The sequence below is a fragment of the Pseudomonas sp. FSL R10-1350 genome, assembly GCF_009600525.1.
In the GTDB taxonomy this organism is placed as follows: domain Bacteria; phylum Pseudomonadota; class Gammaproteobacteria; order Pseudomonadales; family Pseudomonadaceae; genus Aquipseudomonas; species Aquipseudomonas helleri.
The window spans coordinates 1-11,493 of the sequence record NZ_WIVR01000099.1; the positions used below are offsets into that span (position 1 = coordinate 1).

Genomic DNA, 11,493 nt, shown 5'->3' on the forward strand with positions numbered 1-11,493 from the left:
AGCCACGGCCGGGGCCGGGCCGATTGCCTTTGTCGGGCTGGTGGCACCACACATCGCCCGCTTGCTGGTGGGCCCGGATTATCGCTGGATCCTGCCCTACTCCGGGCTCTACGCGGCAATCCTGCTGCTGGGTGCCGACGTGCTGGGCCGGGTGGTGGTCGCCCCATCTGAAATCGCTGCCGGGATCGTCGCCCTGTTGCTAGGCGGGCCCTTCTTTATTGCTGTGGTGCGCAAGTACCGACTGAGCCAACTATGAAAAACAGCCTGCCCGCCGTGCTTCGTTTCGCACACTGCTCGTTTGTCTGGCGCCCACGGGCGGCATTGATCGGCGCCGGTTTAATGCTCTTGGCACTGCTGCTGGCCGTGCTGTTACTGGGCATCGGCACCTTGCACCTGAGCCCCGGCGAAGTGCTCGCCAGCCTGTTCGGCCTGGGTGACAACCCGACGGCCGAGCGGATCATTCAGCGGGTGCGTTTGCCCCGCGTACTCACCGCCGTGTTCGTCGGCGCCGCGTTGGGCATGGCCGGGTCGGTGTTTCAGTCGATCTCGCGCAATGCGCTGGGCTCGCCGGACATCATTGGCTTTACCACCGGCGCAGCCAGTGGCGCCATTGTGCAAATCATCCTGTTCAATGCCGGGCCGTTGGGTACCTCGCTGGCGGCCGTACTCTCAGGCGTCTGCACAGCCGCCGTGGTGTTTGTCCTGTCGCTGAAAGGCCGCACCACCGGCGGCTATCGTCTGGTGCTGGTGGGGATTGGCGTCGGCGCCATGCTCACCGGCCTCAACACCGTCTTGCTGGTGACCGGCGACCTCGATCAGGCCATGACCGCGCAACTGTGGTTGTCGGGTTCGCTGAACACCCGCACCTGGTCCCACGTGGTGCCGGCAGCCCTGGGCTTTGTGCTGATCGTGCCCATTGCGATCTACCATGCGCGGCAATTGAACATTCTCGAGATGGGTGACGACACCGCTTGCCAACTGGGCGTCCCGGTTGAGCGCTCGCGACTGGTGATGGTCATGGCCGCCGTGGGCTTGACCTCTATTGCCACGGCGGCGGCCGGGCCGATCAGCTTTATCGCCCTGGCAGCGCCGCAACTGGCCAGACGCCTGACCGGCTCACCGGACATTCCGCTGGTGTCCGGCGCCATCATGGGCGCCCTGCTGTTACTCAGCGCCGATCTGGTGAGCCAGCGCTTCCCGCTGAACCTCAACCTGCCCATCGGCCTGACCACCGGGCTATTGGGCGGGTTTTACCTGCTGTGGCTACTAACCCGAAGTCGCAAGCCAATCGGCTAACCCCTGTGTTGGAATTCACGCTAGTCAAGTGTGGGAGCGGGCTTGCTCGCGATGGCCTTCAGAGCCCCCCATTGAGTCGGTCAGTACGCGTCATCGTTAACGACCATCGCGAGCAAGCCCGCTCCCACAGAGCCTGAATGGCTTAAGTGAGCGGCATTCCCACGCCAAAAATTAATTCCTCTGCAATCCGCAGAAAAGCCGTTGTGTCCGCTCGAAGACTGATGTTATGTTGATAACACAAAGAGTGAAAATGACACTCACATAACACTCATCTGTCGGCGCGCGTTGATCTTTATGGAAAAAAACAATTTTTTTCAGTTGCTGGAAAACGAGTTTTCCAGCATGACGCCGACCGGCAAGCGCATTGCCAGTTACTTGCTCGGCAACCCGCAACAACTCCCTTTCGAGTCCGCGGACAGCATTGCGCTGCAAGCCTCAACCACCGGAATTTCGGTCGGGCGGTTCTTGCGCTCGTTGGGTTATCAGAACCTCGACGACGTCAAACAGAGCTTGCGCGGTGAAGTGCCTGCGTCCTGGTTGATCACCGACCGGATTGCAGCCTTTCGCGCTGAAAGCAACGGCGGTGACGCGCTCGACCGTTCGATGCAACGTGAAATCGAAGCGATCCAGTACGTCTATGAAGTGGCGCGCAGCGAAGCCTTTGCCCAGATCGTCAAACGCATCCACGAAGCCGATGCCGTGTTTATTATCGGCATCCAGTCCACCCGCGGGATTCTCACGGCCTTTCACAGCCACCTTGAGTACATCCGCCCCAAGGTTTACTACGTGGACGGCCTGTCTGGCATTTATGCCGAAACCTTGAACTCAGGCTTCGACAACCCCTACGCGATCATTGCCGACTTTCGCGCGTATTCCAGCGTGACCCAGACCTTCTGCCAGGCGGCCCTGGAAAACGCATTGCCGCTGGCCCTGATTACCGACCTGCAATGCCCGTGGGCCCGTGACTACGCGCTGGATCTGTTGCAGATCAAAACCGATGTTGGCCAATTCTGGGATTCCCCGGCGCCATTGGCATGCCTGTTGAATCTCATGGTTTCAGCTGTTGCGCAGCAATATGGCGAGCATCTGGACGAACGTTTGGCCAAGAACCGTCAACTGCAAAAAGCCTTCGGCCAGTTCGAAGGTTAAGCGCATTGCCCCAACCGATTTCACCAGGAGTGAGTGTGTGAATCAGAGCGTTACCAGTCCCAGCCCGCTGATTGAGATTGATGCCCGGCAGTTTCAGGTGCAGATCAACATGATCTACGCCACTGCCGACAATCTGGCCGGCAAAGTGATCTACCCGACAACCCGTTGCCTGCTGCATCGCGATGCCGCTGCCTGCCTGCGCAAGGCCAGCGAACTGGCGCGACTGGCCGGGTACAGCCTGCTGATTTATGACGCCTACCGGCCGCCTGCTGCGCAGTTCCTGTTGTGGGAAGCCCTGCCCAACGGTGACTACGTGCGCGATCCGCACCTGGGCTCACACCACAGTCGCGGTGTCGCGGTTGACCTGACACTGGTGGACGGCGACGGTGTAGCGCTGGATATGGGCACGGGTTTCGACACCATGGAAGAACCCTCGCACCAGTTCTACCCACACTTGCCCGTGCAGGTGCAACGCAATCGCTTGCTGCTGTTAGGAGTGATGCTCGGAGCCGGCTTTCAGCCGATCGCCAGTGAATGGTGGCATTACGAATTACCCAACGCCGACGACTACCCGTTGATCCACGAGTAACACCTGTTTGAGCCGTAAAAGGTCGATGAAACCAAAGAGTTTCAGGGCCAACGCACTGCCAGAAAAGAACAACAAAAACGCTGTAAACATGCTTCAACTGCTACTGCCCGGTTATAGATTCCAAAAAAAAACCTGACCCACTTCCAGACATCGAATGTTGAAGGAAACCGGCAATGACCGTCATGAACCCCGTGAACCGCCACACCCCTCCCCGTGCCCGCAGATTGGCGCTGAGTTTTTTGTGTGCCGCCTTGAGCCTCGGCGCCTGGCAGGCTGCTACCGCCGCCGTGGCACAGGACACGCTGATTATCGGCAAACCCGCCGACCCGCAAACCCTCGACCCCGCCGTGACGTTCGATAACAACGACTGGACCATTACCTACCCGTCCTATCAGCGTTTGGTGGGCTACAAGACCGACGGTGACAAGAGCAGCACCGAAGTCGAGGGCGACCTGGCCGAAAGCTGGACCGTGTCCCCCGACAACCTGGTATGGGAATTCAAGCTCAAGCCGGGCAACAAGTTCGATGACGGCAGCGCCGTAGACGCCGCAGCAGTGAAATTCTCGTTCGACCGTTTGATGACCCTCAAGCAAGGGCCGTCCGGGGCATTCCCGGAAGACATGGTGGTCACTGTGGTTGACCCGCAGACCATCCGCTTCACCCTGAAAACACCTTTTGCGCCGTTCCTCTACACCCTGGCCCACAACGGCGCCTCGGTGATCAACCCGCTGGTGGCGAACAAAGGCGCAGACACCAACGCCTGGCTGTCCAGCCACACCGCAGGTTCGGGCCCTTATCGATTGGCCAACTGGCAAAAAGGCCAGTCGCTGACCCTGGAGCCAAACCCTCACTACGCCGGCCCCGCGCCTGCGTTGAAAACCGTGGTGTTGAAAATCATCGCCGAGCCTTCGGTACGTCGCTTGCAACTGGAACGTGGCGACCTCGACATTATTGAAGACATGCCCGAAGACCAGTTGGGGGCGCTGGCCAGCAAGCCAGGCATTGCAGTCAAAGAGTACCCGTCCCTGCGGGTGACCTACCTGTACCTCAACAACAAGAAAGGCCCGCTGACCAACGTTGACGCCCGCCGTGCTATCACCGAAGCGGTGGACTACAAGGGCATCGTCAGCGGCATTCTCAAGGACAAGGCCGAGCTGCTGAACGGGCCGATCCCCAAAGGCATGTGGGCGTATGACAGCTCGCTGCCGAACATGAAGCAAGACATGGCGGCAGCAGCCGGAAGCCTGGCCAAAGTGCCGAAAAAGATCACCAACCTGAGTTACATGTACTCGGACAAGGACGCCAACTGGGAACCGATTGGCCTGACCTTGCAAGCGGCCCTGATGCCACTGGGCATTAACCTCAAGATGGAAAAAACTGCCAACGCCACCCTGCGCGAACGGGTGGGCCAGGCCGACTACGACATCGCCGTCGGCACCTGGAGCCCTGACTTCGCCGACCCGTACATGTTCATGAACTTCTGGTTCGACTCCAAAATGCAGGGCCTGCAAGGCAACCGCTCGTTCTACAGCAACCCGCAGGTCGACACGCTGATTCGTGAAGCGGCCACCACCAGCGATCAGGCCAAGCGCGTCGAGTTGTATCAGGACGCGCAAAAGCTGGCGCTCAACGACAGTGCTTACGTGTACCTCTACCAAAAGAGCTACACCTTGCCGATGCGTGATTCGGTCAAAGGCTATGTGTTCAACCCCATGCTCGAACAGGTCTTCAACCTGGGCAGCATGAGCAAGTGAACCAGCGCTTTCGTGCACGCCGCTAAAGGCGTGCACGGTTTTCTGATATCTGTCGTTTGAGTAACAGAGGTGCCTTATGGCCTTCCTGACGTTGTTGCGCAAGCGCCTGCTTGGCCTGTTGCTGGTCGTGTTCGGTGTTTCGCTGATTACTTTTGCCATTTCCCACCTGATTCCTGGCGACCCCGCCCGACTCATTGCCGGTGACCGTGCCAGCGATGAGCTGGTGGCCGGCATCCGCCATCAACTGGGGCTGGATTTGCCGCTGTACCAACAATATGGCCGTTACTTGCTGGACCTGGTGCAGGGCGACCTCGGCACGTCGATCCGCACCAATCGCCCGGTGCTCGAAGACCTGCAGGCGTTCTTCCCGGCGACCCTGGAACTGGCGGTAGTCGCGTTGTTCCTGGCGATTGTGGTGGGCGTACCGCTGGGTGTGTTGTCGGCCGTCTATCACAACCGCGCCATCGACCAGATTGCACGGACCCTGGCGGTCACCGGGATTTCAACCCCGGCTTTCTGGCTGGGGCTGGGCGCCATCGTGCTGTTTTATGGCCATCTGGGCTGGCTGCCCGGTGGCGGGCGTCTGTCCGAAGGGCTTGCCCCGCCAACCACGATTACCGGGTTCTACCTGATTGACGCCCTGCTGGCCGGAAACTTCAGCCTGTTTGTGGACGCGCTCAAACACCTCATCCTGCCCGCCGCCACACTGGGTTTCGTGACGCTGGGGGTGATCGCCCGGCAAATTCGCTCCGCCATGCTCGACCAGCTCGGCGAGGACTATATCCGCACGGCCCGCGCCTATGGCCTGTCGCGCTGGACCGTGATCCTGCGCCACGCCCTGCCCAATGCGTTGATCCCTTCGGTGACGGTGCTCGGCCTGACCCTGGGCGACCTGCTCTACGGCGCAGTGCTCACCGAGACTGTCTTCGCCTGGCCCGGCATGGGCGCCTACGTCGTCAAGTCGATCCAGTCGCTGGATTTCCCGGCGGTAATGGGTTTCGCCATTTTGGTGTCGTTTATCTATGTGTTGCTGAACATGGCCATCGATCTTCTGTATCGCGTGATCGACCCGCGTATCGGCGAGGTGAATTGAAATGTCCGTCCCTCTGACTTCCACCGCCCCCACCCCGCGCTGGCGCGAGCAAACCGCCTACTTGATCCATCAGATCCGCCGCAGCCCGCTGACCATGGCCGGGCTGGCCATCACCCTGATGGTGGTGCTGTGCATGATCTTCGCACCATGGCTGGCCAGCCATGACCCTAACGCCCTGAACCTCTCGGCGCGTTTGGCCGCGCCGTCTGCCGAGCACTGGTTCGGTACCGATGAAGTAGGCCGTGACCTGTTCAGCCGAGTGCTGTTCGGCAGCCGTCAATCGGTCGGCGTCGGTTTGTTCGTGGCCTTTTCCGCCTGTTTTATCGGCGGGCTGCTGGGCTGTTTTTCCGGGGTGATTGGCGGGCGTTTCGACGCCGTGACCATGCGCATGATGGACATCATGCTGTCGGTACCGTCACTGGTGCTGATCATGGCCCTGGCAGCCGCTCTGGGCGCCAGCCTGTTCAATGCCATGCTGGCGATTACTCTGGTACGGATCCCTTCTTATGTGCGATTGGCCCGCGGCCAGTCTTTGAGCATTCGCCAGATGGGCTACGTCAAGGCCGCCGAAACCTTCGGTGCCGAGCGCTGGCACATGGTCCACTGGCACGTTGCGCGCAACGCCATGCCACCATTGCTGGTGCAACTGAGTCTGGACATCGGCAGCGCCATTCTCATGGCCTCGGCCCTGGGCTTTATCGGCCTGGGTGCGCAACAGCCCACCGCTGAGTGGGGGGCAATGGTCGCCACCGGGCGCAATTACATTCTGGATAACTGGTGGTACTCCACCTTCCCGGGGCTGGCCATTCTGATCACGGCTACGGGCTTCAATTTGTTGGGCGATGGCGTACGCGATCTGCTCGATCCACGCCAGCAGGGGAAATAAGCATGTCTACTTGCAATCCAGTGTTGGCCATCGACAACTTGAGCCTGGAGTTCCCGGCCTACAAGAGCAGCGTCAAGGCACTCAATGGCGTGTCGTTGCACGTCAACCCCGGCGAAATTGTGGGCGTGGTCGGCGAGTCCGGGTCGGGTAAATCCGTCACCGCGATGCTCAGCATGCGCTTGCTGCCCGAGCGCAGTTACCGGATCACCTCCGGCAGCCTGAGCATGCTCGATCGCGACATGCTCATCACCCCTGAAAAAGAGCTTTTGAAGATTCGCGGCCGTGATGCGGCGATGATCTTCCAGGAGCCGATGACCGCACTCAACCCGACGCGGCGGATCGGTCGGCAAATGCTCGACGTGATCATCCATCACCAAAAAATCAGTACACAACAGGCCCGGGCCAAGGCCATCGAGCTGCTGCGCGACATGCACATCGCCAGCCCCGAGCAGGTTCTGGACAGCTACCCGTTCGAACTGTCGGGCGGCATGCGCCAGCGGGTCATGATTGCCCTGGCGTTCTCGTGTGAGCCGCAGTTGCTGATCGCCGACGAACCCACCACCGCACTCGACGTCACGGTGCAACGCCAGGTGCTGCTGTTACTGCAAGAAAAGGCCCGGCAAAAAGGCACTGCCATTCTGCTGATCACCCACGACATGGCCCTGGTGTCGCAGTTCTGTGACCGGGTGTACGTAATGTACACCGGCGCGGTGGTTGAGCAAGGGCTGACCGCGGATGTGATGCGCCATCCGCGCCATCCCTACACCCAGGGGTTGCTCAGCGGCTTGCCGGAAATGGTCGAGCCGGGGCAGCCCTTGATGACCATTCCCGGGCAAGTGCCGAATCTCTCGCGCCTGCCCGTCGGCTGCACGTTCGCTGAGCGCTGCCAGCATGCGTTGCCGATATGCAGCGAGCGGCCGGTGTTGACCGCCATCAACCACGATGAACAACGTAAAAGCGCTTGCTGGCTACCGCATAAGGAGCTTTCGTGATGAACAGTGCAGTGACTGAATCGGTGGCCGTGGTGCCTCACGAGATCCTTCAATTGACCGACGTGCGCGTGCGCTTCCCCGTCAGTAATGACTGGCTGGGGCGGCCCCGCGGCTATGCCCATGCCCTTAATGGCATCGACCTTCAGGTCAGGGCCGGAGAAACCCTGGGCATCGTCGGTGAGTCCGGCTGTGGCAAAAGTACCCTGGCGCAAGTGCTGATGGGCCTGGTTGCCCCCAGCAGTGGCGCGTTGAGCTGGGCCAACGGCAAAAAAGGCCAGGGCAGCAGCAATGTGCAAATTGTCTTTCAGGACCCGCAATCATCACTGAACCCGAGGTTGCCGATCTGGCGCATCATCACCGAGCCGCTTTATGCGCGCGGCATGCGCTCACGCGAACAGATGCGCGACATTGCCTCGAAAGTGGCAGCCCAGGTCGGTATCCGTCCGGAATACCTCGACCGTTTTGCCCACCAGTTCTCCGGCGGCCAGCGCCAGCGGATCGCCATTGCCAGAGCCTTGTCGTCGGACCCGGACATCATCGTGCTGGACGAGCCCACCTCTGCGCTGGACATCTCGGTGCAGGCGCAGATCCTCAACCTGCTGGCCGAGTTGCAACGGGCGCGCAATCTGACCTACATCCTGATTTCCCATAACGTCTCGGTGGTACGGCACATGTCTGACCGGGTGGCCGTGATGTACTTGGGGCAGATCGTCGAGCTGGGCAGCGCGGCGCAAGTTCTTGACCAGCCGCGCCATCCGTACACGCGCCTGCTCTTCGAAGCCGTTCCCCGCCTGGGCGTGCCATTGCGGGCCGAACAGGTGGCGGCGCCCACCGAATTGCCAGGCAACCGAAACCTTCCCCAGGGGTGTTTCTTCCGTGAACGCTGCAGCCTGAGCACCGATGGCTGCCAACAGCCGCAAGCGCTTGAGACGGGGGTCCGGTGTCATGTGCAGCAGTAAATAAAGTGCTGTAGCCAGCGTGCTCGCGGTCTTTTGATCTTGATCTAAGAGCCCCCGTTAAACCACGCTGGCCGAACGCAGGTTTTGCGCAGAGGCACGTCGTAAGGCCGGAACCCTCTGTAGGAGCTGCCGCCCCGTCTTCGACGCCGCGCTATCGCGCAGCAAACAGGCGACTGTAGTCGCTGACGAGGTACGAAGGCTGCGATCGGCTGCATGCAGCCGTAAAACCATCCACCTCAGTATTTTTGGGTACATATCCATTGCTGCGGCTTAGCCACTGCGCAACACCTGCGTTCGGACAGCGTGGTTTAACGGGGCCTCTTAGATCAAGATCACAAGCTGGATCAAGATCAAAAGATCGCGAGGCAAGCTCGCTCCTACAAGGCCTTTAGAATCAATAACTTATTTCATATTTGATAGGAGCTGCCGCAGGCTGCGATTTATTGATCTTGATCTAAGATCCCCCTCACCACGCCTCTCCCGAAGGAGAGGGAACCGATTGGGGGATGCTGAAGTTACTCGGCGGCCTGTTTGATGCGCGTCAGCGCGGCGTCGTAGACGAGGGGTTGTCAGCTGTGCAGTGCCCGCTCGTAGGCGGCCAGCACGGCTTCGTGCATGGCTTCGGACATGGTCGGGTGCGGCAGGATGCTGTCGATCAGTTCAGCCTCGGTGGTCTCAAGCCCACGGGCGATGACGTAGCCCTGGATCATTTCGGTGACTTCTTCACCCACCATGTGTGCGCCCAACAGTTCGCCGCTGTCGGCGTCAAAGATGACTTTGACGAAACCTTCGGTGGCGCCCATGGCGATGGCCTTGCCGTTGGCCACGAAGGGGAATTTACCGACGTTAAGCGCTTTGCCGGCCGCGCGTGCCTGGGCTTCGGTGTAGCCCACGCTGGCCACTTGCGGGTGGCTGTAGGTGCACGCGGGGACGCTGAGCGGATTCAACGGATGCGGGGCGTGCCCGGCGATTTTCTCTACGCAGATCACCGCTTCGTGGCTGGCCTTGTGCGCCAGCCACGGTGCCCCGGCAAGGTCGCCAATGGCGTACACGCCCGGTTCGTCGGTGCGACAGTATTCATCGACCTGCACATGGCTGCGCTCGACCTTGACCCCAGTCCCTTCGAGCCCAAGGTCTTCAACGTTGCCCACAATCCCCGCCGCCACCAGCACCACATCGGCCTGTAACGTCTCCTGGCGCTTGCCTTGCAGTTGCACCTGGACGCTGCCCTGCTGGACGCGGCTGCTTTTGACTGCGCACCCGGTGTACAAGTTGATGCCTTCGCGGGTCAGCGACTGGGCCACGTGGGCGCTGATGTCCTGGTCTTCGACCGGCAAGATGCGCTCAGCCATCTCCACCACGCTGACGTGGGCACCCAGGGCATGGTAGAAGCTGGCGAATTCGATGCCGATGGCGCCGCCACCGATGATCACCAAACGCTTGGGTATGCTTTTTGGCACCAGCGCTTCACGGTAGGTCCAGAAGTGTTGGCCGTCTGGCTCCATGCCCGGCAGCACGCGGGCCCGTGCGCCGGTGGCAAGGATGATGTGCGCCGCACTCAGCTGTTGTTCGCCCTGCTCGCCGGTCACGCTCAGCCGCTGCGGGCCATTAAGCCGCCCATGGCCGTTGAAGACCTGGACACGGTGTTTTTTCATCAGCCCGCTGACGCCGCGCTGCAACTGCGCCGCCACGTCGCGGGAACGTTTGACGATGGCCTCCAGGTCCGGTTTGGCCTGGCCCACGTCAATGCCAAAGCCTTTGGCATTGCGGATCAGGCGCAAGACGTCGGCGCTGCGCAACAAGGCTTTGGTGGGGATGCAGCCCCAGTTCAGACAGATCCCGCCCAAGTGGGCCTTTTCGACCAGCGCCGTGCGCAGGCCCAACTGGCTGGCACGGATCGCCGCGACGTAACCGCCGGGGCCGCCACCCACCACGATCACGTCAAAAGTGTTATCGCTCATGGGGACTCCCTCAAATCAGCATGCCCAGCGGGTTTTCCATCAGGCCCTTGAACACGGCCAGCCATTGCGCCGCCAGCGCACCATCTACGGCGCGGTGGTCCACCGACAAGGTGCAGCGCATGACCGCGCCGGCTTTCAGCTCGCCGTCTTCAACCACCGGCTTCTGCTGGGTCGCGCCCACCGCCAGAATTGCTGCGTGAGGCGGGTTGATAATGGCGCTGAATTGCTCGACGCCGAACATGCCCAGGTTGCTGATTGTGAAACTGCCGCCCTGATATTCCTCGGGCCGCAGGCGCCCGTCACGGGCACGCTCGGCCAGTTCTGCGATATCGGCGCTGATCTGCGACAAGGCTTTGCCGCCCGCGTTGCGCACTACCGGGGTAATCAGCCCGGTGTCCGTGGACACCGCCACGCACACATCGGCCTCGTGGTACTGGCGTAGCGCAGTGTCGGTCCAGGTCACGTTCATGGCCGGTACCTGGCGCAGGGCCACAGCCACGGCCTTGACGATAAAGTCGTTGATCGAGATTTTGCGCGGCGCGCTCTGGTTGACTTGCTCACGCAAGGCCAGCAAGCGCTCCATGCGAATCTCGACGTCCAGGTAAAAATGCGGGACCGTGGCCTTGCTCTCTACCAGGCGCCGGGCAATGGTTTTGCGCATGCCGCTGTGGGGGATTTCATCAAACCCCGGGCCGCTGACCGTTGCCGCAATGACCGGTGCTGGCGCTACGGGGACGGCGCTGGCGGCTTCGACGTCGCGCTTGACGATACGGCCGTTGGGGCCGCTGCCTTTAAGGCTCGCCAGGTCCAGCCC

Annotated in this window: 11 protein-coding genes; 9 read left to right on the top strand and 2 right to left on the bottom strand. The window is 61.0% G+C overall.

Annotation, left to right across the window (positions count from 1 at the left end; translation table 11 throughout):
- The 9 genes from GHO25_RS24355 to GHO25_RS24395 form a co-directional block, all read left to right on the top strand.
- Positions 1–256 (top strand): iron chelate uptake ABC transporter family permease subunit (locus GHO25_RS24355; RefSeq protein WP_153393000.1); only part of this gene is annotated, 256 nt, incomplete at its 5' end.
- Positions 253–1,296: an iron chelate uptake ABC transporter family permease subunit gene (locus tag GHO25_RS24360; RefSeq protein WP_123751490.1), complete on the top strand. Its 1,044-nt coding sequence runs from the start codon at positions 253–255 to the stop codon at positions 1,294–1,296. The genes GHO25_RS24355 and GHO25_RS24360, both read left to right, overlap by 4 nt.
- Before the next feature lie 294 nt (positions 1,297–1,590).
- The gene (locus GHO25_RS24365; protein ID WP_153393003.1) at positions 1,591–2,445 is read left to right on the top strand and encodes a MurR/RpiR family transcriptional regulator; all 855 of its coding nucleotides are present in this window, start codon (positions 1,591–1,593) and stop codon (positions 2,443–2,445) included.
- A gap of 37 nt (positions 2,446–2,482) precedes the next feature.
- A complete protein-coding gene (ddpX, locus tag GHO25_RS24370) occupies positions 2,483–3,034 on the top strand; it encodes a D-alanyl-D-alanine dipeptidase (RefSeq protein WP_262123637.1) in 552 nt (183 codons plus the stop codon).
- A 182-nt stretch (positions 3,035–3,216) separates the two neighbouring features.
- Positions 3,217–4,788: an ABC transporter substrate-binding protein gene (locus tag GHO25_RS24375; protein WP_372240971.1), complete on the top strand. Its 1,572-nt coding sequence runs from the start codon at positions 3,217–3,219 to the stop codon at positions 4,786–4,788.
- A gap of 76 nt (positions 4,789–4,864) precedes the next feature.
- A complete protein-coding gene (locus tag GHO25_RS24380) occupies positions 4,865–5,881 on the top strand; it encodes an ABC transporter permease (RefSeq protein ID WP_048369272.1) in 1,017 nt (338 codons plus the stop codon).
- Position 5,882: 1 nt separating this feature from the next.
- The gene (gene ddpC, locus GHO25_RS24385) at positions 5,883–6,767 is read left to right on the top strand and encodes a D,D-dipeptide ABC transporter permease (RefSeq protein WP_048369273.1); all 885 of its coding nucleotides are present in this window, start codon (positions 5,883–5,885) and stop codon (positions 6,765–6,767) included.
- A 2-nt stretch (positions 6,768–6,769) separates the two neighbouring features.
- Positions 6,770–7,759: an ABC transporter ATP-binding protein gene (locus GHO25_RS24390; protein ID WP_153393013.1), complete on the top strand. Its 990-nt coding sequence runs from the start codon at positions 6,770–6,772 to the stop codon at positions 7,757–7,759.
- Complete coding sequence (locus GHO25_RS24395) at positions 7,759–8,718, top strand: ABC transporter ATP-binding protein (protein WP_153393017.1); 960 nt, start codon at positions 7,759–7,761, stop codon at positions 8,716–8,718. The genes GHO25_RS24390 and GHO25_RS24395 overlap by 1 nt, the downstream gene beginning before the upstream one ends.
- A gap of 569 nt (positions 8,719–9,287) precedes the next feature.
- Here GHO25_RS24395 and lpdA read toward each other — a convergent pair.
- Complete coding sequence (gene lpdA / locus GHO25_RS24400; RefSeq protein WP_153393021.1) at positions 9,288–10,679, bottom strand: dihydrolipoyl dehydrogenase; 1,392 nt, start codon at positions 10,677–10,679, stop codon at positions 9,288–9,290.
- Between the two features lie 10 nt (positions 10,680–10,689).
- Positions 10,690–11,493: 2-oxo acid dehydrogenase subunit E2 (locus GHO25_RS24405; protein WP_178110216.1), on the bottom strand; the 804-nt coding region annotated here is incomplete at its 5' end.